Here is a 20,449-nt window from a genome sequence, read left to right as displayed (position 1 = left end):
CAAGAAATTCTGAGAATCTTAACCTACTATGAATAAGTGTCACTGCACGTGTGGCTGTAATCGTGCCCTAGGAATGTATTTAGGGAATACGAGGGAGCCCCGGCTTTATATTCTTTGTTTCATAGAAGATAAAGATACGTGATACCCCTCTCATACACCTCGTAGAATCAGGACCCATGAACACCAAAGACCTCTCGCCCGCCTACTTCACATCACTGGTAGCTGTCTGTGTGGGTGCTCTGATGATCGGTATGAGTACAACTTGGGTTTTAGTGCTGGGCTGGGGAGCCCTGCTGGGCGGTGTTGCTCTGAATATTTTTGCCACCCTCATTATGATTCAGCGCGTTAAGGGTGGCCCCCTCCCGGCTCTCATTGCCGGTCAAGGTAATGGGGCCCAAGAGGGTGAGCCTGTGGACGAGGAGCAGGGGAGTCAGCCTGAGGGTGCTCAGGACGGTGAGCCGGAGGCCGTCACCGAATCTCACCAGGTAGTCTCTGCCGAGAACCCCACTGATAACCGTATCTTCCGCCCCCGAGCTCGCTCGCCCCGCCCCCACGTCCGCTAACCATCAGACGGTGAGGTAACCCATGGATACCCGTTTTCTTCTTTCGCCGGCCTATCTGGTCTCAGTGGTTGCGCTCATTGTGGGCGCAATATTGAGCGGTACCTCTCTGATGGTCGTGGGCTGGATTATCTTTATTGTTGGTCTGGCCCTCAACTCCCTGGCCCTGGTTATTTTAGCCAACCGCGAACAGCTCTACAAGGCCCAGCGCACCGGAACCATACCCAAAGCCAACCAATAAGCCCGGGAGTTAGTGCCAAGACCGACAGCCTCAAGAGGCCGGTGCACCCCCAGGTGCATCGGCCTTTGTGGTGGGGTCAATGGAGTGCCTACCGTTTGGTGTGCTGCTCAACGCGGTCAAGAATAGAGCGCGAAAATTCGGTGACTGCCCCAGCTGCACGAGGGTCAAAGTCACTGAAAACAGCGTGCTGTACCTCGCGAGTGTACACGGGCTCAGCTCCTCGGTAGACCTGCCGACCTAGCTGCGTGATAGAGACACCCTTACCGCGCCTGTCGTCGGGAACCTGAACCTTAGTGACCCAGCCGTTCTCGGCGAGCACATTAATTTGATAGGTGAGTCTGGATGCCGAGACGCGGGTTGCGCGCGCAAGGTCGCGCATGCGCACTACAGAATCGGGTGCGGAATCCGGTGTGCTGGCTGAAACCATGAGAGCTGCCAGAATGCGGTATTCCGCTAGTTTTATGTTTGCTTCTTCTTTGAGGCAACGGTCAAGTTTATGGTTGAGAGCTGCTAGAGCATCGGTATAAATCTCCCACAGCTTTTTCTGCTGCCCGGTAAAGCTAGCGGATGGGGTAGGTGCGCCCATCAAACCTCCTCTCCTAACTACCCGCCGTTGGGGTAGGAACGGGTCAGGAGACTTTCTCAGAAAATCCCTATTAATGAGGCCTCTTCAAAAGTGACCAAGCGACCTGGGCCCACAGTGAGTGTGAGTTTAGGGAGCTGGGAATCAGAACCTTTGAATAGCCCTTAATTTCAGACTAGTTCGCAGAGCACCTGTACGAAATATGTGTGTGAAATATTAAGACGGGTTAATTTACTGTATCGGTTTCACTTGGGCTTATGTATGACGGGTTGCGATGAAAGAGGGGATAAAAATAGACATCTGCAGAGTGGGGGCTCCTGCTCCGCAGATATCTTGTGTACCGTTTTGTGGGCTACTGACCGTTACGTTGGAGTAGCTCCTCAAAGGGGGTGACGCTCAGAGCCTCAAGGCCGGGCGCCTTGTACTGGGTCTGGGAGGTGCTACCGCCACGCTTCTCATCAAGAATTCCAAAGAAGGAACCGGCGTTGACATCCTGTGCGCTGTGGCTAGGGCTCTTGGTTAGAGCGGCGCCGCCTGCTGTGGCGAGTGGGGCAGGGGACTGCAGGTTTTGCCTACCTTGAGTGGCGGCCCCGATCCGCCAAAGGACCAGCTGAGCGAACTCGTCTGCCGCCTTGGTTACACGGGAGCTGAGGGTGCTGTCGGTACCAAAGTCATCGGTGGCAGCGAAGACACCCGAGGGTGCAACGTTGGCCTTGAGGTAGCTAAAGAGGGGGCGCATGGCTGTCTCGAGCATGAGAGAGTGGCGGGCGGTTCCACCGGTGGCGGCAATCAGAACCGGCTTGCCAGCCAGGGAGCCGTCTTCAACCAAGTCCCAGAAACTCTTGAAAAGCCCGGAATGGCTGGCCTTGAAAACCGGGGAGACCACAATGAGGGCATCAGCCTCCCGAACCTGATCCAGGGCAGTTGCCAGACCACCCAGAGGGAATCCGGTGAGGTAGTGGTTGGTGATGTCCTTAGCTAGAGCCCGAAGGGAGATGGAGGTAAAGGTGGTGGCTTGTAGGCCTGCCTGGCTCAGAGCAGTCTCGGTGGCCTGAGCCAGGTTCTCACCGAGCAGGTTGGTGGTTGAAGGCTCGCCCATACCGGCGGTTACCACAGCAATGGTGGGGTTGCTCATCTGCTTCTCCTTGAACAGTTCTGTGGGGCTACGGCTCTACGTGCGATCCGCACCGGCTACGGCAGGGACGCGCTTGCCCTGCTCGGCTAGGTGGGCTGCGTAGCGGGGGTGGACGGGGGCATCAGGTACGCCGGCGGGGCGTAGCTTGGCGAACTCTTCGCGGAGTACGGGCACAACCTGCTCGCCCAGCATGTCGATCTGGTTCAGAACTTCCTTGAGAGGGAGGCCTGCGTGGTCTACCAGGAAGAGCTGACGCTGGTAGTCGCCGGCGTAATCGCGGAAGGAGAGGGTCTTCTCAATGACCTGCTGGGGTGAACCCACAGTCAGCGGGGTCTGCTCGGTGAAGTCTTCCAGCGAGGGGCCGCCGCCGTAGACCGGGGCGTTGTCGAAGTAGGGGCGGAAGAAGCGAACGGCGTCCTGGGAGCTCTTGCTCATAAAGACCTGCCCGCCCAGGCCCACGATGGCCTGCTCAGCCTTGCCGTGGCCGTAGTGCTCGTAGCGCTCGCGGTAGAGGTTGATCATCTGCTGCGTGTGCTCTTTGTTCCAGAAGATGTTGTTGTGGAAGAAACCGTCCCCGTAGTAGGCGGCCTGTTCAGCGATTTCAGGGGTGCGAATGGAGCCGTGCCAGACGAAGGGGGCGGTGCCGTCCAGGGGCTGGGGGGTGACGGTGAAGGAGTTGAGCGGGGTGCGGAAGTTGCCTGACCAGTTGACAGTCTTCTCGCTCCAGAGCTTGCGGAGCAGGGCGTAGTTTTCGATGGCCAGGTTAACGCCCTGGCGGATGTCTTTGCCGAACCAGGGGTAGACCGGGCCGGTGTTGCCGCGCCCCAGCATCATATCCATGCGCCCGTCAGTCAGGTGTTGCAGAGTTCCGTAGTCCTCAGCGATGCGGACGGGGTCGGTGGTGGTAATTAGCGTGGTTGCGGTGGAGAGCTGAATGTTTTTAGTCTGGGCCGCTATGTAGGCCAGGGTGGTAGTTGGTGAGGAGGCGATGAAGGGTGGGTTGTGGTGCTGGCCCATGGCAAAGACATCAAGCCCTACTTCGTCTGCCTTCTTGGCGATTTCGACCATAGCGTGTTGACGCTCATACTCGCTGGGGGTCTTGCCGGTGGTGGGGTCGGTGGTGACGTCGCCGACGGAGAAAATGCCGAACTGCATGGTGGAACCTTTCGATAGGTGGTGCTGTTTCGATGATTTGAGCCTACCTCTAAAAACTTTCCTTGTAAAGTATTTCGAAAGGTTTGCTTTTCCCTGCGAGAGGTCTAGGCTGGAGGAAAGAAGATTTATATATGAATTACTTTCGGAAGGGTATACCATGTCAACCATCACTACCGTCCAAGACCTTACCGAGGCCCTTAGCCGTGGCGACACCGCCCTCGATATTTCCGGGCGCATCAGCGGCATGCCCTCCCTGAAACTACCCGCAGGCACCACCCTGCGAGGCATTACCGATGATGCTGAACTCCACTTTGGCGCCAAAGGTCTACAGCTTACCGCCAACAACACCGTAGCCCACCTGGCAGTCACTACCAGCCCTCAGGAGCTGGCTATCTTCAACTCTGACCAGGTTGAAGACTTTGGCACCCTCCGCCTGGAAAACATCACCACCGTCGGCCAGATCTATCTGACCGCCGCAGGAGCCAACCGCGCTGGCCGCTTCGAAACCGACGGCGTCCACGTACGTGAGGCGGACGTGCGTGGCCGTACCCTGCGCCCTCATGGCTTCGGTGTCGACGCCCTGCAAGGGGCCTTCACCGCCTGGAACCTCCAGCGCGACAAGGAAGTGGTCATCACCGCAGAACTGCTAGGCGTCTCCGCAGGAACCGAAACTACCCCCGTGCGAGGCTCCGGCGTGTTTGTGGGTGGCCAGGGTACCTGGGAGGGGCAACCTGAGGGTGGTACCCTGCATATCTCCCAGCTCACCACCGGTGACATCTATACCGACGGTGGCATCGCCCCCGGCACACCCGACCTCATCAGCGGTGGAGTCTTCCTCATGTACGGCGGCATTGCCGACCGCGTCATCAACCACGGCTCCACCACCACCTACGGCCAGAACGACATGGTACTCGACAACTGGGGGCAGGCTACCGAATGGATTTCTGAGGGGCGCGTCACCTCCCACGGCCCCTCCGGTATCGGCTTCGTCAACTTCGGCGGCATTGACACCCTCGACATCCGCCAGCCCATCCTGACCACGGGTAGGGGCGCTCGCGGCTTCAACCTCTACGACGGCTACCTCAAGCGAGCCATCTTCGACTCCATCGCTACCACCGGCGACGGATCCATCGGCATTCAGGTCTCTAAGCCCCTACCGTCACTGACCGTTCGCCGCGACCTCACCACCGTGGGTGGCGAGGGCCTTAGCCTGGTTCGCGGTATGCAGGTCACCCTGCAAGCCATCGCCCTCTCCATTCAGGACGGCGGCGTACTTGAGTCACTCGAGGTCGGCGGTGAAATCTCCACCAGCGGCGATAACGTTCCTGCCGTCGAGTCACTCGGTGAGGTGAGGGCATTCGCAGCTAGCGCTATACGGGCCAATGGTGCCGGGGCGGACGCCGTCCGTGCCACCGCGGGTTCCCTACCCGTTGATGGACTGGCCCTCTACGCCCGCGACGGCAAGAAGCTCGCTGAGCAGTAAAAGATTTGGCCAAGACGGGCCCAGGGCAGGCGGCGGGTCTGCATTCTATTAGGTTAGGTTGACCTTATGTAAACGGCAAAAATTCCCATGTGAGACGGCCCAAAACCGCGTGTCGCACCGCCTGCTCTGCTCTAGAGTGAGTGATGAAACCTCTTGTTTCACATCACATTCCTACTCACCTTCGAGAGGACCGCTTATGGCCTCTATCATCGTGGCGGCACATGGCAAGTCAGCACCAGAGCTCTGTGCGACCGCCCAAATGATCCTTGGTACATTCAATCACGTCACAGCCGTTGAGTTTCACCCCGGGCAAGGGCCAGAAGATCTCATCGCCGAATACCAAAAAATTGCTGACACCCGGCCGGCTGACGAAGAAATCCTCCTCCTTGTTGACCTCTTTGGAGGGAGTCCCTACAACGCCGGTGCCCGCTTCGCTGCAGAACGGCCCAATACCGCCGTCGTCGCGGGCGTTAACATCCCCATGCTTCTTGAGGTCATCAGCGGAATGGGCCGCGCAACAGCCACCCTAACCAGCCTGGTGGCCACTGCAGAGAAAGCGGGCACCGGCGGGATTCGTAGCTTTCAAGCAAGCACGAACCCGCCTCAGGCCCCCGCCCCAGCTGAACAGACCAAACCCGACACCCTGCACACGCTCACCCAGCCACCCGAACCAGCCCCCGCCACCGGTGCAGACGGCCACATGGACGTCGTCTTTCTGCGCATTGACTCTCGACTAATTCACGGCCAGGTCGCCGGAGCCTGGAGCAACCATGTAGCCCCTCAAACCCTCATCGCAGCCTCGGACTCAGCCGCCCACGACACTCTGCGCAAAACGCTCCTCTTGCAGGTGGCTCCGCCCCACATCAAAACCAACGTGCTTGACATAGCCAAAACCGGCCGCGTCTACAACAACCCCAAATACACGGGCATGAAAACCATGATTGTGGTTGAAACCCCGCAGGCAGCGCTCGAACTACTGGATGCCGGGGTGAAAATCTCAGAAATTAACGTGGGCGGCGTGACCTACAAGGACGGCATGAAACGGGTCTCTGAGGCGGTTTACGCCTCAGAAGACGACCTCAAAACCTACCAAGAACTCAATTGTCGCGGTATCACAATGACCATCCAACAGGTACCCAACTCAGGCCGTGAAGACATGATGAAAAAGCTCAAAGAAAAGGGTCTAATCGCATGAGCCCCCTAACATTTACACTGGTCGTCCTCATCGCACTGGTGTGCGGCATGGCTTCCGTGCTAGACGAACGACAATTCCACCGCCCCCTCGTAGCCTGCACCCTCATGGGACTGGTGCTCGGAGACCTCCAAACCGGCATCATTCTCGGCGGTAGCCTCGAACTCATTGCCCTAGGGTGGATGAACGTGGGTGCCGCCATGGCGCCCGATGCCGCACTGGCCTCCACCATCGCTACCATCGTCGTCATTGAAGGCAACCAATCCATCGGCGAGGGTATCGCTTTAGCAGTCCCCCTTGCGGCCGCTGGTCAGGTGCTCACCATCTTCGTCCGCACCATCACCGTCTTCTTCCAGCACCAGGCCGACAGATACGCCCAAGAAGCCAATTTCAGAGGCATAGAATTCATGCACTTCTCAGGTCTACTGCTTCAAGGCCTTCGCGTAGCCATTCCCACCGCAGCCGTGGCAGCTGTAGCCGGAACCCACATTGTGCAGTCCTGGCTCGATGCGATTCCCGATGTCATCACCTCAGGTCTACAGGTAGCGGGTGGCTTCATCGTAGTCGTTGGCTATGCCATGGTCATCAATATGATGAAAGCTCGCTCGCTCATGCCCTTCTTCTTTTTAGGTTTTGTGCTCGCCGCCTTCATCCCCGACTTCAACCTGGTTGGTCTCGGTATCATCGGCGCCTGCCTAGCGGTGGTCTACGTGCAGCTCAACCCCGCCTTTCATGACGCCATTGTGGCACCGGCACCCGCCACGGCAGGCACGCCCAGCAGTGACCTCGACAACGAACTTGAGTAAAGAAAGAACCGCCCCATGACAAACGAAAACACCCAGAACCCCCCGGCGCAGGGGAACGAAAAAAACACCGCAGAACTCACTCAACGTGACTACATGAGCACCTACGTACGTTCCACCTTCTTGCTCGGTTCATTCAACTTTGAGCGTATGCAGGCAATCGGGTTCGCGGTCTCCATGATCCCCGCAATTAAGCGCTTCTACACCACCAAAGAGGACCGGGCAGCCGCACTGAGCCGCCACCTCGAATTCTTTAACACCCAACCCTGGATGGCCTCACCCATCATTGGCGTGACTGCCGCGATGGAGCGCCAAAAATCCCGTGGCGAAGAAGGTATCGACGCTGCTGCGATCACCAACGTCAAAGTAGGTCTTATGGGCCCACTCGCAGGAGTGGGCGACCCCATCTTTTGGGGCACCGCCCGCCCCGTCCTCGCAGCACTCGGTGCGTCCATCGCGCTCTCCGGCAGCATCCTTGGCCCCCTGCTTTTCTTCTTTGGCCTCACCATCATTCGCGCAGTCACCCGCTGGTACGGCTTCAAAATTGGCTACGAGAAAGGCGTAGCAATTGTCTCTGAGGTTGGCGGTAACACGCTCAGGCGACTAACCCAGATGGCATCAATTGTGGGCCTGTTCGTGATGGGTTCCCTGGTCTCAAAGTGGACCAGCATCAAGGTCCCCCTCGAACTCTCGCGCTACACCAACCAGCAGGGGGAAGAAGTCGTCACCACCGTGCAGGGGATTCTCGACTCACTGTTACCGGGTATGCTCGCGCTACTGCTGACCTTCGCCTGTATGTGGTTACTCCGAAAGAAGGTCAACGCTATCTGGATTATCTTCGGTATGTTCGCCGTAGGAATTCTCGGCTACTGGGCAGGGATTCTCGCCCCCTAGATATCTCACTCACCGAGGGTTATTTATGAGGCAGGTAGCAAGTGCGAACCCGGGATGCTTTGAACATTACCTAGTGCATAAGGCTCATCTTTAAAATTTAGAGAAAGACACCATGAGAAAACTGATGGCATTTGACCTTGATGGAACCCTCATCTTTGAGCGTTCCATCGAACCTGCCAACATCGACGCAATTAACCGCTGGCAAGACGCCGGGAACCTGGCGGTTTGCTCCACCGGCAAAAGCATCTATGCCACCCGGGTAGCGTTACAGGACTACGAACTGAACTTTGATTTCAACGTGCTCTACACCGGTGCGGTCATTACCGACCGCACCGGTGAAATTCTCTACCAAAGAACCCTGGACACCCCTCTGGTTAAGGACGTCATCGCCCACCTCAGCGCACTCGACCGCATAGCCCTGTTCGCCACGACTCTGGATCATGACTACCAGCTGGTAGACACCATCGGGCAGGTCTCTAACATTCTGCCCGCCTTCACCCAGATGGAGCTGAGCGACCTTGAAAACCACGAATACGTGGGCATACCTATCTGGTCACCCCTGCCAGAGACCCGCCAGGCGGCTTACCGCTGGATTACTGATACCTACGGTGACGTCATTGACTGCCACCGCAACCAGGACTTCCTCGATATCGTACCCAAAAAAAGCACCAAAGGGGCGGGTCTTGAGTGGCTCGTCAGCAACTATCTTGGCGACCAGGAGCTCGAAACATTCAGCGTAGGGGATTCCTGGAACGACCTAGACATGCACCGCTGGGCTGACCACGCAGCATCCTTCACCTACTCACCGGAGGAGATCCAGGCGGAAACCGAGTACGTGGTAGAAAAAACCTATGATTTCATCAATAAGGCCCTAACCCTATGAGCAGCGAAGACAAAACAACCGGTACTAACCGGCCCTCCTTTAAAGAAACGTTCGTGGCCGTTGGGCAACGAACCCTCGACAAAGATCGCCGCAACGAAGGCGTCTACATCGTGTCAGTCGCCCCCATCGTGACCGGCCTGATGGTGCTCGCCGCGCTTCTCTACGCCTTCACCCACGGCTGGGGAACACTCGTGGCCCTGCTCTGCGCGCTCATCGTGCTGTGGGGGCGCTGGGTACTGCAACGGCAGGCGGCCAAGGACTTCGCCGACATGTACACCTCCCAAGAGGGCTACCGCAGCACCGGTAAACCGGAATACGCCGAATTCATTCAACTGCGAGCCGAACAGATGCTCCGCGATAACAAGGCGCTGACTCAGGCCGCGCGCGCAGAAGTGAGTTCACTTCTGGCTTGGGCACAGGAGCAACAGGCTAAGCAACAGTAGAAAACTCTCGTCCGCCCCTTCCGCTAGGGCAGGCAGGATTCGCAGCAGACGGACGGGTGGGGCGCTAGGAGGTGCCGTACTGGTCGCGTGCCAGGCGGGCAATGTGAATCGTCAAATAGGTCAGCTCGTCCTCGGTGAGCTGCTGCTCCAGGTGCATCTCGAGCACCAGCTTGACCTTGACAGCGGCCGCAAAAGCGCGAGGGTGAGCACCCTTGAGACTCTCCAAAAGCAGCGGGACATTTGTGCTTGTGTCCGCAATCTGGGTAGCGCCTGCACGAACGAAGAGATAGCGCAGGTGCGTCACAAAACGTGCAGCGCTCATCAGAGAACGATCCACCGGCCCGTCAAACCCTGCCCCGATGACCTCAAAAATTTGCGCAAAAACCTCGGTCATGCGGTAGGTGCCACCCATATCTTTTGACGCAAACTGCGAATTCACCAGGTGCATGGCCAACGGGATTGCCTCGACCTCAGGTAGGTGCACCCCCAGGCGCTCACGTACCAGCTGCAGGGCTCGCTCACCAAAGCGTACCTCCTGCGGGTAGAGTTGGCGTACCTCAAGGGCTAACGGGTAGTCCACCGTCATGCCCTGACGTTGCCGCACCACTGCGTAGTTGATATGGTCAGCGACCGGCACGATGAAAGAGTGCGAAATGGTGATACCTTCGGCCTTGACCAGAAGCTCTAACTCGGTTGCCAGGCCTAGAATTTCTGAAGGAATCTGCGCCAGCGAGCCCGCCAGATTCTCGTCGGGGGTTCCCTGCTCCGGCACAAAGGTCTGTTCAATGAGAGTGGGGTCAAGCATGTCGCCTTTGCGTTTGCCAAAGGCCAAACCGCGCCCGATGACCACCATCTGCTCACCCGTATACGACTCCGCAAGGGCCACATTGTTGTTATAAATCCGCGAAATGCGCACGATGGGCCCCCTTCGTGGTGCAGGTCTGAGTTTCCCTTAACTGTCGCTACCAGTCTACTGGGCGAAAGACACCGATTCGTGAGCAACCGGAAAAGAAAAGGGCCTTGCTCCCGCGTGAACTGCGGGGCAAGACCCCTTGGTATAGAGAGGCCCGCGCTGAGGGGAACCACAACCATCAACGCGAGCCCGTCTAACGAGTTGCGAGGTGGTTCATTCAACTCAAACTTAGAAGGCCTCTGGGCAACCCGTCATAAAGTTTCTTCAAAAATAAACAATTGGCAGCCTGAGCAAAACTCTACCCGATGAAGCCCCAGAAAGAAACCTAAATCGGGCATAAAACCACAAGTCTTTGTGCGGCGGAACGGCCCCCTGCTCAAGGCCAACCACTCCCCGGCTGGAAGGGTGCCGCTAGCAGTTCGCCCATCGTGAGTCAACGGGCACCTTGCGTAACCTCCTGTTGCTCCCGCTCACAGTCCACTAAGAATCGCCTGTGAAAACCGGCTCTAAAACCACCAATTTGCCCGCCGGAGCGCCTAAAACAGCCCAACTTAGCTACCCTTAGAAGTATGAGCAGCACAGCAACCGATCTTGCCAAGAACCTACCGCCCCTCGAGCACCCGGATGGCTCCCCTATCCGCGCTCTCGTCGTTGACGATGAACGCATGCTCGAAGAGCTCGTCAGTGTGGCCCTCAAAATGGTCGGCTGGGAGGTCAGGTCAGCCGGTGACGGCCCCTCCGCACTGGCTATCGCTCGTGACTGGCGCCCCGACGTCCTTGTGCTCGACATTATGATGCCAGGCTTTGACGGTCTAGAGCTACTCGGGCGCATCCGCAAAATATATCCTGAGGTGCCCTGCCTCTTTCTGACTGCCAAAGACTCTGTAGACGACCGCATCGTTGGCCTGGCAGCCGGTGCGGATGACTACGTGACCAAACCCTTTTCCATGGAAGAGGTCATTATTCGCCTGCACCGCCTGGTGCAGCGCTCCGGCGTGGTAGCAGCCAACGACGCTGAGCTGGTTGTTGGTGATCTGGTACTCAACCAAGACACCCGCGAGGTCACCCGGGGCGGCGACGAAATTCAGCTAACCGCCACCCAGTTCGACCTGCTGCGCTACCTCATGGAAAACGCCAAACGAGTGGTCTCTAAGGCCCAGATTCTCGATCATGTGTGGAACTATGATTTTGGTGGCCAGGCGAACATTGTTGAACTGTATATTTCTTACCTACGCAAGAAGATTGACGCTGGCCGTGAGCCCATGATTCATACTGTGCGCGGCGCGGGCTACGTGATCAAGCCCGCCAACCGGTAGCTTCAACCTCAATGTCTTTATCCGATTCTTCAGACTCGGAGCTGGGCGCCACTGCCACCCAGCTCCGCCCAGCCCCCCGCCTGCGCACCAAGCTCATTGCTATTTTGGTGATTATGCTGGGCGTTGCCTGTCTCATCATCGGTGTTTCTAGCTACTGGGTACTCTCAAAGTCTCTGATGGACCGGGCCTACGGACAGCTTGATGAGGCAGCCCACCGAGCTGTTTCCTTCAAGCCGGTTGATTCGAACCAGGCTGGTGAAACGGACGTTGATGACTGCCAGCAGTTCGGTGGCCGTACGATTCTTGATGCCCCGGGCCAGGGCCCCGGAACGTTGACCGTCTGCACCTCAGAAGGGCAGACGGTTGTGGCTGGCGTAATTGACTCGGTGGGTGCTACTCAGACCCTGAGTGAGGTTGACCAGGCTACTCTGCTAGCTCTTTCGCCCGGTGATGGAACTGTAGAAGTCCACCTTGACGTGGGCGAGTATCTGGTTGTGGTGCAAGAGAGCCCCGCTACCTCTGGCCTTGTGATTACCGGTGTTCCCCTGGCTGAAACCCACCGGACCCTTACTGTTCTGGTGGCCGTCACTGCGGGTGGCTCGCTGATTGTGATGGTTGGTGCCGGAGTGTTGGGTTCCTGGATTATCCGCCGCACGATGCGGCCCCTTGAGCGGGTATCAGGGGTTGCCGCTGAGGTGGCCGGTATGGATTTAGCTCTTGAAACCCTGTCAGAAGCGAGCCGTGTGCAACCTGCTGACGCCCGCCCCGGTGACGAGGTGGGGGCTGTGGGCTATGCCCTCAATCAGCTACTCGACAACGTGCAGTCAGCCCTTGAAGCCCGCTCCCGCACCGAGGAGAGGATGCGGGTCTTTGTTGCGGACGCCTCCCATGAGTTGCGCACCCCCCTGGCGGCTATCAAGGGGTATGCAGACATGATTCGATGGACCGAGCATCTTACCGATCAGGGCAAGACCTCCTTGGAAAGGGTAAATTCTCAGACCGAACGCATGTCACACCTGGTTGAGGACTTGCTACTGCTTGCCCGCCTGGATGAGGGCCGCGAACCCGAGATGGCAGACGTTGATTTGACCGAGCTACTGGTTGAGAACGTTATGGGTCTGCAGGTGGCTGCCCCGAATCATATCTGGCAGCTCAACCTACCCGAAGATATCGTTGAGGTGCGCGGTTCCCGTTCCCAGCTGCAGCAGGTACTGCTGAATCTGCTCTCTAACGCCCGTAAGCACACCGATGAGGGAACCACCGTGACTGCCTCATTAGCCATCTCAGCCAACGGCAGGGAGGCTCTGATGAGTGTCTCGGATAACGGGCCCGGCATCGCGCCGGAATTTAAAGGCAAAATTTTTGACCGCTTTACCCGCGCGGACGCCGCCCGCTCCGGCTCGGACGGCACGACCGGCCTGGGGTTGCCGATTGCTAAGGCCATCGTTGAAGCTCACGGCGGCTCTATTAATCTGGTATCGCGGCCGGGGCGCACCGAGTTCACGGTTCGGCTCCCCCTGCTGGCAGCGCCGTAGACTGGGCCTGTGAAAACTCAACCTTCGCTTCGTGACCTGCTACTGGTTTTTATCGGTGGCGGGAGCGGTGCCACCCTGCGGGCGCTACTCCTCGAGGTCTTTCCGGTAGAGGGTCTGCTGCCGGTAACTGTGCTGGTCGTCAACTGTGCCGGCACCCTTGCTCTGGGGTGCCTGACAGGTTTTCTAGTGTCTTCGGCAGCTAGCCGCTGGTCGTCGGACGCTCTCCACGTGGGTCAGCTACTGCTGGGTACAGGCCTCCTTGGCGGCTTTACCACCTACTCCACCTTCGCCCTGGCCCTAGCTCAGCTAGCTGCTGCCGGGCACTGGGGTGCCGCTCTTCTTTACGCCAGCCTGTCTCTCACCGGCGGCTACCTCTGCGCAATTTGGGGGATGAAGTTGGGAGGGAGGTTCGGGTGATACTCTTTCTCGTTTTCTGTGCAGGAGGCGCTGGCGCTACCCTGCGCTACCTGGTTGGTAGCCTCATAAAATCAATCTGGCATGGCTATATGCCGATTGATACATTTTTTATTAATGTTACCGGCTCCTTCTTTCTGGGGGTAGCGACCGGCTTACTGAGCTCACCGCTCGGTGGCCATCAGCAGGAGGCTGCTGCAATGACAGAAAACCTCGCCCTGATTCTAGGGATAGGTTTTCTAGGTGGCTACACCACCTTCTCCACCGCTCTGCTCGAAGCTGCCCAGGCCCCCAGCAAGGTGGCCACCAACGTCCTAATCCTCGGCCAAGCCCTTGCCTCAACACTTGCTGCTACCGCTGGCCTAGCCCTCGGAATCCTGCTCTAAACCCACTCAATCCACAGGCTGTACACAGCTCACCCTAGAGGTGCACTTAAGAAGCCATGACAGTCTTGGAGCAAGTAGAAAAACCGCAGGAGAAACATGAGCATCTGGGCAGACTATGGCTACACCGGAATGGTCTGGGGCCTCTGGCTCTGTGCCGTCACCGTCCCCCTACTCGGAGTAGCCCAGCTCATCTTCCGCAACCGCCTACGCAGCTACTGGCTCCTGGTCTGCGCCACCCTCACCATCTACACCACGGGCGTCATCTCCTTCACCATGCTACCGCTCCAAGCTCCAGAAGACTTTGTGTGCAGTAGCAATCCGGTGCGCACCACACCCTTCCACAGCGTCGTCTCACTCATGCAGACCACCGAAGGCTACACGCTCACCCAGTTTCTTACCAGTGACTCCTTTCTCCAAATCTTCTTCAACATCCTGCTCTTTGTACCCCTGGGCTTTCTGGCTCGAGCCGTCTTCAAACGGGGACTGTTCACCTCAACCCTCATCGCCTTCAGCGTCTCGTTCGCCATCGAACTCACCCAGCTCACCGGCCTCTGGGGCTACTATCCCTGCGCCTACCGTATCTTCGACGTCGATGATCTCATCACTAACACCCTAGGCGGCCTCATCGGTGCAACCATCGCCCTCGTCTGGATTGCCCTGCGCCCCCGTGACGAAAAGCCCCTGCCCTGGGGCTCCGGTGCCCGCCCTCGTAGCTCAGCAGAAGACGACCCTGCCGAAGAAGCTCACTAGCCCGGTAAACTGGAGACCCAACAGACCACCACCCTAAGGCACATGCGGTACTACTATCACTTCTCCCTCACCGTACTCCAGCAGGCCCTCCCCCTCTGGCTTGCGCTCATGGTTTTTGTGGTCCCTGTAACCTGGTGGTTTAGCCGTAGCCTGCCAGCAGGCCGCCTGCTCCGCCGTATCGCGGCCACCGGTGTGCTGTTGCTCTACGCCACCGCAGTAATTGCCTACACCTTTCTACCCCTACCTGATCGCGACACCTGGTCCTGTAGTAGCTGGAACAACACCTACCCCCGCCTCTTTCTGGGGTGGAGCATCAGCTTTGCCCTGAGGACGAGCAACGGGTTAGTTGACGCGCTTTTCTCGGCCTATGTGCTGCAAATGCTACTCAATGCGCTACTCTTTGTGCCCTTTGGAATTCTCGCTCGCTGGCGTTGGGGCGTTAGTTTTCGCACTGTGCTTTTTGCGGCCTTTGGTACCTCACTGGCTATTGAATTGACCCAGCTGACCGGTATCTGGGGTTACTACGGTTGTGCCATTCGCACCTTTGATGCCGAAGATCTCTTTAATAACACTCTGGGTGCGGTGTTGGGTTGGGCACTGGTGGCTGGCTGGCAACACCGCCAGACCCTGCCAGACCACTTGCGGTGACGTGTAGCCCGTCAGGGGCGTCTTGCTATGCGGGAACCTGCTTTGAGGGCTTGGTCATAGGGGCCGCCCGGTCTGCTGTAAAACCGCTTAAGTGTTAGGGCACTTTTACCCCAAAGCCTTGCCCCGCGAAAACCACAGGTTCACACTTAAAACCAAGTGAACACGAAGGCTGAGCGGCCTGGCGCATGTGCCGGAACATCAGCCTCCGACCCGCGGAGAAACACATGAACACCATCAGCCCCTACCTGGCCGAATTCCTCGGCACCATGATTATGGTGACCATCGGCTGCGGCGTCATCGCCACCGTCGAACTGCGCCGTTCCAAGGGCCACGGCGACAACTTCTTCACCATCGCCTTCGGCTGGGGTTTTGCCGTCACCTTCGGTGTCTACGCCTCCCACGCCTACTCCGGCGGCCACCTCAACCCCGCCGTATCTATCGGCCTGGCAGCCTACGGGGAGTTCGACTGGGCCATGGTGCCCGGCTACATTCTCGCCCAAGTGGCGGGCGCTATGGTGGGGGCAGGATTCGTCTTCCTCAACTACCTACCCCACTGGAAGGCCACCGCCGACCGCAAAATCAAGCTCGGTGTTTTTGCGACTGTGCCCGCCATTCATAACTATTTCACCAACGCCCTCTCAGAAATTATCGGCACCTTCATGCTGGTTTTCTCTGCCCTCTATGTAGGCGTCAACTTCACCCCGGTGCTAGAAGGATCTGAACTGGCCCTCGACCTCAATCATGTGCTCAAACCCCTGGCCTTCGGCTTCCTGGTAACGGTGCTGGTGATTGGCCTGGGTGGGCAGACCGGTTTTGCCCTCAACCCGGCCCGCGACTTTGGGCCCCGTCTCATGCACGCCCTGCTACCTATTCACGGTAAGGGAACCTCCCGCTGGTACTACGCCTGGGTGCCGGTGACAGCCCCCATCGCCGGCGGCATGATGGGCGGCTCCTTCTTCAAGCTCTACTACGACGGCCAGCTCTCCGTCTTTCAAGGTATCTCAACCCTGCTCGTCCTTGCGGTTCTAGGCTTCGGTCTCTGGGCCAATACGCACATGTACCGCTCCAAATCAGCCGAGGTGCTCCCCCAAACCGAAGACACCGCCGCCACCGCAGCTTCTGCCGCCGCCACCTACGTGCCTACTGGCAAGATTCCGGTCGTGCGGAAGAAAGCTTTCTGGGAGTAGCCCACTAAGCACTGTGCAGACTTCTTGGGCTGTGTGCAGGTTTTTCTCTGCACACAGCCCAAGAAACCTGCACCGCTGAGCGCCCAGGGGTGCTATACCGGGCTTACCGCTCCCTACCCGCTGCGAGCCCAGTCCAGCACGTTCAGCATAAAGCGCTCGCAGGCCTCAATCTGACCCAGCTCAATCCACTCATTGGGCGTATGCGCCTGAGCAATATCACCGGGGCCGCACACTACCGCCTGAACGCCACCGTAAAGGGCGAACTGACCTGCCTCTGTACCGTAGGTAACCTTCTGTGCCTGCGTCGAGCCGGGGCGTCCTGCCCACTCATTCGCCAGGGTAATAATCTCAGCATCATCGGCCGTACCCAGCGGTGGCACAGCTGCCAGTAGCTCGTGGCTTATACCCACAGCGTCCACCAGCTCGCCGGGGGCTACGCCAGTCAGAGCCTCGGCGTCCGCCGCGCGTGCCTTAAGGGCAGGCAACAGATCAGTACTAATTTTGGCTTCAACCTGAGCGATGACCTCTTCGGTGGTCATCTGGGGCACGGTGCGGAAGTCATACTCCAGTACTACCTGCTCACCCACGATGTTGTACTGAATACCACCGCGGGCAAAATTCACCCCGCCGGTGGAATGAGGCACCACAAAACCCTCATCAAAGGGGCCAGACGCCCGCCAGGTTCCCGCCAGCTGCTCAAAGAAAGTAATAAACTCAGCCGCCTGCGCCAGCGCGTTCACCCCGTGCGGAGCCAGAGAGGCGTGCTTGGCGATCCCCGTTAGCGTAACACGGCCCCGGTGTGCTCCCTTGTGGGCCGAAATCACCTGCATCATGGACGGCTCACCAATCACCGCAAAGTCGGGGTTGATACCGCGAGCCTTGAAGTCACGAATCATGGTGGGGGCACCCACGCAGCCGATTTCCTCGTCGTAGGAAAAAGCGAAGTGCAGCGGCCGCGCCAGCTTAGCCTGGGCAATGCGCGGCAACAGCCACATAGCCACACCAATAAAAGACTTCATATCCGACGATCCGCGCCCGTAGAGCCTACCGTCAAGGACACGGGGGGTGAAAGGGTCAGTCACAGTCCAGGCCTGGCCCTCAACCGGCACCACGTCCGTATGCCCAGACAGCACCACACCGCCGTCCGTACCACCATCTGCGGCGGGTACGGTCACGAAGAGATTGGCGCGCTCGCCGTCCTCGCTATAGGTATAGTGCGGGGACAGACCGTGAGTCTCAAACTCGGCCGCCAGCAGATCGAGCACGGGGCGGTTGCTAGTTTGGCTGATGGACTGCGCGGCAATTAGCTTTTTAATCCAGGGGAGAGATGTAGGGAGCGGGGTGTTAGGCAGTGTCATAGCACCAGTCTAAAACCAGCGGCCGGGGCTGGGCCCGCCAGGGCGGCTAGATTACAGGGCTGAGTGGTCACCCAGGCCGTGGAAGCGGCGGGCGTGGTAGACGGTGGGGGCGGCGTTAGCGTCGTGGCGGATGAAGTCGGTGACCTCAGCGGTAAAGACCACGGCGGGGCCAGCATCGAGTGTTCCCAGCGGACGGACGCGCAACACCCGGCTCACCCCGTGCAACAGGGGCTCACCGGTGGGCAGGCGGTCCCAGGTGGAGGTATCACCAAACTTATCGGCCTTGCTAACCGAAAAGCGCTTGGCGACCTCGATGTTATCGGCGCCTATCAGGTGAATGAGGAAGGAATCGGCACCGATGATACGGGCAGCGGAGCCGGTGCGGTCCTTGAAAGAGAAGGAGACGATGGGGGGCTCTGCGGAAACCGATGACAGGGACGAGATAGTCAGGCCACCCGGCAGCCCATCGGAGCCTTCTGCGGTGATGATAGCAACGCCCGCTGCTTGTGCGCCAAAAGCCTCGCAGAAGAGTTCGGTAGCTGTCTTTTCGCTGATGTCAATCTGGGTGGTCATCTCTTGTTCCTTTGTGCGGCTGCTTGGGGAGTCAGCGCATCTGCGCCTGGTCTTAGCCTAGGAGCTTGAGGGGAACGAAACTAGTGCTGTCTCATATGTTGCCTCTTTGCGAAGAACTGTGACTCTGTTACGTTCATGCCGGGTTCTTTGCGCATGCGCAAAGGCTTAGGGCCTTGCGCTCCTAACTACGGGGCTATTCCCCGTAGTTAGGAGCGCAAGAGCCTAAATTTTCCCTGGCCGAGGAGGTCGCTGCCCTGCCTCTGCTACTTCTTTTTGTTAAGCTGGGCGGCCTGGGCGCCGAACCTTTCAAGTAGCTCGGGCATATCCATGGGGGCGGTTACCACCTCAACAAAGACCAGCTTGTCACGGTTTTCCTTGGCAAGGCGGCAGGCCTCGTCGAACTCACGAACCGTAGCAGCACGCAGGGTCACCGTGTTCTGCTCGGTGCCGCCGAAGGCCGCCGGGATCTTCGACCAGTCATAGGCGGTGATGTCGTTGTACTCAGCTTCTACACCGTGAATCGACCGCTCGATGGTGTAGCCATCATTGTTAATTAAGAAGACCACCGGGTTCACACTCTCGCGGATGATGGTTCCAAGCTCCTGAATGGTGAGTTGGGCCGAGCCGTCGCCCACCATAAGCACGCCACGGGAATCGGTATCGGCCATAGCAGCCCCCAGTAGGGCCGGGATGGAGTAACCAATAGAACCCCACAGAGGCATTCCGATAAACCGAGAATCACGCGGAAACTTACGGGTCGCCATACCGAAGAAGGAGGTGCCCATATCGACCACCACGGTATTCTTCTCATCCAGGTTTGATGAGAGTACCCGCCACAGCACATCCTGGGTCAGGGCCTCATCGGTAATCTCGGGGAGGGGCTCTTCGGCGGTGGGAGTTTCAAAGGGAGTGCCCTCAAGACCCAGCTCCAGGGAGACCTCTTTGAGGATGCGCAGGGCGCTGGCCATGGTCAGCGGAGCATAGTGGCGGCCGGCGATGCTGGTGCTCTCGGCACCAATATTAATAACCCTCGAAAAGTCTATCTGATGTGAATATATGCCGGTTGTGGTATCAGTAAATTCAACGCCCGCACACACCAGAACCTCAGCTTCTTCGACCGCAGCGCGGGTATGTTCTGCCGATAAACCACCAACGTAGATACCCGCAAAGTTGGGTTCGGTTTCGTCAAGTACAGCCTTGCCCCACATGAGGGAGGCAAAAGGAAAGCCGGTCTCGGTGACCAGGGTGCGTACCTCGTCTACAGCCCCAAGCCGCTCAGCCATGATGTCAGCCAGCACTGTCACCCTCTTGCTACGCATAAAGTCGGTAGCGGCGCTCTTGAAGTCGGACTCAATGGCGGGGGAGGAGACGTGGCGGTTGACGTCCAGTGGGCGGGCCGGGGGCTGGGTGGGCATGGTGGAGACATCCACGGGTAGCATTAGGTAGCCGGGCTTGCGGTGAACAACAGCGGTACGGATGACGCGGTCAATATCGGATGCTGCGGTAGCCGGGTGAATTGCTGCGGCCGCGATAGAGACCTCAGAGGCCATGCGCATAAAGTGTTTGAAATCACCGTCACCCAGGGTGTGATGCATCCGCAGGTGGGAGTTCTGTGCAGCCAGGGAGGGGGCACCGACGATGTGAATGACTGGCACGTTCTCGGCGTAGGACCCCGCAGTTGCGTTAATGGCTGATAGTTCGCCCACGCCGTAGGTTGTAACCAGGGCACCCAGGCCCCTGACACGCGCGTAGCCGTCAGCCGCATAACCGGCGTTGAGTTCGTTGGCGTTACCCACCCAGTCCAGCTTCTCGTGGGCCAGCACGTCGTCGAGGAAGAAGAGATTAAAATCGCCAGGCACGCCGAAAATCTTGTCAACGCCAAGCTCGGCGAGACGGTCGAGAATATAATTGCCCACGGTATAGGTCATCATTGACTCCTCAGAAATAAACACACATCGGGTTTATGTGACTTGCATCATTCGATATTTAGTTTATCG

Annotated in this window: 22 protein-coding genes; 15 read left to right on the top strand and 7 right to left on the bottom strand. The window is 58.3% G+C overall.

All coding sequences use genetic code 11. The annotated features are described in order from the left end of the window. The first annotated feature begins 176 nt into the window (after positions 1 to 176). Positions 177 to 563 carry a hypothetical protein gene (locus L6966_RS04225; RefSeq protein ID WP_083090933.1) on the top strand — a complete coding sequence of 129 codons (387 nt, stop codon included), beginning with the start codon at positions 177 to 179 and terminating at the stop codon, positions 561 to 563. A gap of 22 nt (positions 564 to 585) precedes the next feature. After that, positions 586 to 801, top strand: coding sequence for a hypothetical protein (locus L6966_RS04220; RefSeq protein ID WP_083090932.1), 216 nt, complete (start codon positions 586 to 588; stop codon positions 799 to 801). Positions 802 to 889: 88 nt separating this feature from the next. Here L6966_RS04220 and L6966_RS04215 read toward each other — a convergent pair whose 3' ends face one another. The 3 genes from L6966_RS04215 to L6966_RS04205 form a co-directional block, all read right to left on the bottom strand. Beyond that, the gene (locus tag L6966_RS04215; RefSeq protein ID WP_083090931.1) at positions 890 to 1,387 is read right to left on the bottom strand and encodes a MarR family winged helix-turn-helix transcriptional regulator; all 498 of its coding nucleotides are present in this window, start codon (positions 1,385 to 1,387) and stop codon (positions 890 to 892) included. 349 nt (positions 1,388 to 1,736) lie between these two features. Next, entirely contained in the window at positions 1,737 to 2,519 is a 783-nt protein-coding gene (locus tag L6966_RS04210; protein ID WP_237232920.1) for a CE1759 family FMN reductase, read from the bottom strand. 36 nt (positions 2,520 to 2,555) lie between these two features. Further along, positions 2,556 to 3,674, bottom strand: coding sequence for an LLM class flavin-dependent oxidoreductase (locus L6966_RS04205; RefSeq protein WP_237232919.1), 1,119 nt, complete (start codon positions 3,672 to 3,674; stop codon positions 2,556 to 2,558). A 157-nt stretch (positions 3,675 to 3,831) separates the two neighbouring features. On the opposite strand from L6966_RS04205, the gene L6966_RS04200 reads away from it, so the two are divergent. The 6 genes from L6966_RS04200 to L6966_RS04175 all read left to right on the top strand — a co-directional run bounded on the left by L6966_RS04200 (position 3,832) and on the right by L6966_RS04175 (position 9,372). Further along, complete coding sequence (locus L6966_RS04200) at positions 3,832 to 5,157, top strand: hypothetical protein (protein WP_083090928.1); 1,326 nt, start codon at positions 3,832 to 3,834, stop codon at positions 5,155 to 5,157. 196 nt (positions 5,158 to 5,353) lie between these two features. Then, entirely contained in the window at positions 5,354 to 6,352 is a 999-nt protein-coding gene (locus tag L6966_RS04195) for a mannose/fructose/sorbose PTS transporter subunit IIA (protein WP_237224865.1), read from the top strand. Then, positions 6,349 to 7,155: a PTS mannose/fructose/sorbose transporter subunit IIC gene (locus tag L6966_RS04190; protein ID WP_083090926.1), complete on the top strand. Its 807-nt coding sequence runs from the start codon at positions 6,349 to 6,351 to the stop codon at positions 7,153 to 7,155. The genes L6966_RS04195 and L6966_RS04190 overlap by 4 nt, the downstream gene beginning before the upstream one ends. A 15-nt stretch (positions 7,156 to 7,170) precedes the next feature. Further along, the gene (locus L6966_RS04185) at positions 7,171 to 8,046 is read left to right on the top strand and encodes a PTS system mannose/fructose/sorbose family transporter subunit IID (protein WP_083090925.1); all 876 of its coding nucleotides are present in this window, start codon (positions 7,171 to 7,173) and stop codon (positions 8,044 to 8,046) included. A 112-nt stretch (positions 8,047 to 8,158) separates the two neighbouring features. Then, positions 8,159 to 8,929 carry an HAD family hydrolase gene (locus L6966_RS04180; RefSeq protein WP_237224864.1) on the top strand — a complete coding sequence of 257 codons (771 nt, stop codon included), beginning with the start codon at positions 8,159 to 8,161 and terminating at the stop codon, positions 8,927 to 8,929. After that, positions 8,926 to 9,372: a hypothetical protein gene (locus L6966_RS04175; protein ID WP_083090923.1), complete on the top strand. Its 447-nt coding sequence runs from the start codon at positions 8,926 to 8,928 to the stop codon at positions 9,370 to 9,372. Before L6966_RS04180 ends, L6966_RS04175 begins: the two co-directional genes overlap by 4 nt. 64 nt (positions 9,373 to 9,436) lie before the next feature. Here L6966_RS04175 and L6966_RS04170 read toward each other — a convergent pair whose 3' ends face one another. After that, positions 9,437 to 10,288, bottom strand: coding sequence for a PRD domain-containing protein (locus tag L6966_RS04170; protein ID WP_237224863.1), 852 nt, complete (start codon positions 10,286 to 10,288; stop codon positions 9,437 to 9,439). Between the two features lie 566 nt (positions 10,289 to 10,854). Here L6966_RS04170 and L6966_RS04165 point away from each other — a divergent pair. From L6966_RS04165 to L6966_RS04135, 7 genes are all read left to right on the top strand, one after another. After that, the gene (locus L6966_RS04165; RefSeq protein WP_083090921.1) at positions 10,855 to 11,601 is read left to right on the top strand and encodes a response regulator transcription factor; all 747 of its coding nucleotides are present in this window, start codon (positions 10,855 to 10,857) and stop codon (positions 11,599 to 11,601) included. 11 nt (positions 11,602 to 11,612) lie between these two features. After that, positions 11,613 to 13,136, top strand: coding sequence for a sensor histidine kinase (locus tag L6966_RS04160; RefSeq protein ID WP_237224862.1), 1,524 nt, complete (start codon positions 11,613 to 11,615; stop codon positions 13,134 to 13,136). A 9-nt stretch (positions 13,137 to 13,145) separates the two neighbouring features. Then, positions 13,146 to 13,553, top strand: a complete 408-nt coding sequence (locus L6966_RS04155; RefSeq protein ID WP_237224861.1) for a CrcB family protein — start codon at positions 13,146 to 13,148, stop codon at positions 13,551 to 13,553. Next, entirely contained in the window at positions 13,550 to 13,936 is a 387-nt protein-coding gene (locus L6966_RS04150) for a fluoride efflux transporter FluC (RefSeq protein WP_180377796.1), read from the top strand. Before L6966_RS04155 ends, L6966_RS04150 begins: the two co-directional genes overlap by 4 nt. Before the next feature lie 96 nt (positions 13,937 to 14,032). Next, positions 14,033 to 14,686 (top strand): VanZ family protein, encoded by a 654-nt coding sequence (locus tag L6966_RS04145; protein ID WP_237224860.1) that lies wholly within the window; start codon positions 14,033 to 14,035, stop codon positions 14,684 to 14,686. A 42-nt stretch (positions 14,687 to 14,728) separates the two neighbouring features. Further along, positions 14,729 to 15,334, top strand: coding sequence for a VanZ family protein (locus L6966_RS04140; protein ID WP_083090916.1), 606 nt, complete (start codon positions 14,729 to 14,731; stop codon positions 15,332 to 15,334). 224 nt (positions 15,335 to 15,558) lie between these two features. Next, positions 15,559 to 16,521 (top strand): MIP/aquaporin family protein, encoded by a 963-nt coding sequence (locus L6966_RS04135; RefSeq protein WP_083090915.1) that lies wholly within the window; start codon positions 15,559 to 15,561, stop codon positions 16,519 to 16,521. 113 nt (positions 16,522 to 16,634) lie between these two features. Here the strand turns inward: L6966_RS04135 and L6966_RS04130 are convergent, their stop codons facing one another. The 3 genes from L6966_RS04130 to L6966_RS04120 form a co-directional block, all read right to left on the bottom strand. Further along, on the bottom strand, positions 16,635 to 17,879 hold the full coding sequence (locus tag L6966_RS04130; protein WP_237224859.1) for an acetylornithine deacetylase: 1,245 nt from the start codon (positions 17,877 to 17,879) through the stop codon (positions 16,635 to 16,637). 51 nt (positions 17,880 to 17,930) lie between these two features. Further along, positions 17,931 to 18,452, bottom strand: coding sequence for a flavin reductase family protein (locus L6966_RS04125; RefSeq protein WP_083090913.1), 522 nt, complete (start codon positions 18,450 to 18,452; stop codon positions 17,931 to 17,933). Between the two features lie 263 nt (positions 18,453 to 18,715). Further along, the gene (locus L6966_RS04120) at positions 18,716 to 20,383 is read right to left on the bottom strand and encodes an alpha-keto acid decarboxylase family protein (protein WP_237232918.1); all 1,668 of its coding nucleotides are present in this window, start codon (positions 20,381 to 20,383) and stop codon (positions 18,716 to 18,718) included. Positions 20,384 to 20,449 lie beyond the last annotated feature (66 nt).

It is taken from the genome of Rothia nasisuis (genome assembly GCF_928381405.1).
Lineage (GTDB): Bacteria > Actinomycetota > Actinomycetes > Actinomycetales > Micrococcaceae > Rothia > Rothia nasisuis.
The sequence above is the reverse complement of the archived record's forward strand: the minus strand, read 5'-3'. Positions and strand labels throughout refer to the sequence as shown.

What these genes read in the sequence shown, in the direction of transcription:
- L6966_RS04225 (WP_083090933.1), top strand. Translation starts at nt 177, where the DNA reads ATGAACACCAAAGACCTCTCGCCCGCCTACTTCACATCACTGGTAGCT.
- L6966_RS04220 (WP_083090932.1), top strand. Translation starts at nt 586, where the DNA reads ATGGATACCCGTTTTCTTCTTTCGCCGGCCTATCTGGTCTCAGTGGTT.
- L6966_RS04215 (WP_083090931.1), bottom strand. Translation starts at nt 1,387, where the DNA reads ATGGGCGCACCTACCCCATCCGCTAGCTTTACCGGGCAGCAGAAAAAG.
- L6966_RS04210 (WP_237232920.1), bottom strand. Translation starts at nt 2,519, where the DNA reads ATGAGCAACCCCACCATTGCTGTGGTAACCGCCGGTATGGGCGAGCCT.
- L6966_RS04205 (WP_237232919.1), bottom strand. Translation starts at nt 3,674, where the DNA reads ATGCAGTTCGGCATTTTCTCCGTCGGCGACGTCACCACCGACCCCACC.
- L6966_RS04200 (WP_083090928.1), top strand. Translation starts at nt 3,832, where the DNA reads ATGTCAACCATCACTACCGTCCAAGACCTTACCGAGGCCCTTAGCCGT.
- L6966_RS04195 (WP_237224865.1), top strand. Translation starts at nt 5,354, where the DNA reads ATGGCCTCTATCATCGTGGCGGCACATGGCAAGTCAGCACCAGAGCTC.
- L6966_RS04190 (WP_083090926.1), top strand. Translation starts at nt 6,349, where the DNA reads ATGAGCCCCCTAACATTTACACTGGTCGTCCTCATCGCACTGGTGTGC.
- L6966_RS04185 (WP_083090925.1), top strand. Translation starts at nt 7,171, where the DNA reads ATGACAAACGAAAACACCCAGAACCCCCCGGCGCAGGGGAACGAAAAA.
- L6966_RS04180 (WP_237224864.1), top strand. Translation starts at nt 8,159, where the DNA reads ATGAGAAAACTGATGGCATTTGACCTTGATGGAACCCTCATCTTTGAG.
- L6966_RS04175 (WP_083090923.1), top strand. Translation starts at nt 8,926, where the DNA reads ATGAGCAGCGAAGACAAAACAACCGGTACTAACCGGCCCTCCTTTAAA.
- L6966_RS04165 (WP_083090921.1), top strand. Translation starts at nt 10,855, where the DNA reads ATGAGCAGCACAGCAACCGATCTTGCCAAGAACCTACCGCCCCTCGAG.
- L6966_RS04160 (WP_237224862.1), top strand. Translation starts at nt 11,613, where the DNA reads ATGTCTTTATCCGATTCTTCAGACTCGGAGCTGGGCGCCACTGCCACC.
- L6966_RS04145 (WP_237224860.1), top strand. Translation starts at nt 14,033, where the DNA reads ATGAGCATCTGGGCAGACTATGGCTACACCGGAATGGTCTGGGGCCTC.
- L6966_RS04140 (WP_083090916.1), top strand. Translation starts at nt 14,729, where the DNA reads ATGCGGTACTACTATCACTTCTCCCTCACCGTACTCCAGCAGGCCCTC.
- L6966_RS04135 (WP_083090915.1), top strand. Translation starts at nt 15,559, where the DNA reads ATGAACACCATCAGCCCCTACCTGGCCGAATTCCTCGGCACCATGATT.
- L6966_RS04130 (WP_237224859.1), bottom strand. Translation starts at nt 17,879, where the DNA reads ATGACACTGCCTAACACCCCGCTCCCTACATCTCTCCCCTGGATTAAA.
- L6966_RS04125 (WP_083090913.1), bottom strand. Translation starts at nt 18,452, where the DNA reads ATGACCACCCAGATTGACATCAGCGAAAAGACAGCTACCGAACTCTTC.
- L6966_RS04120 (WP_237232918.1), bottom strand. Translation starts at nt 20,383, where the DNA reads ATGATGACCTATACCGTGGGCAATTATATTCTCGACCGTCTCGCCGAG.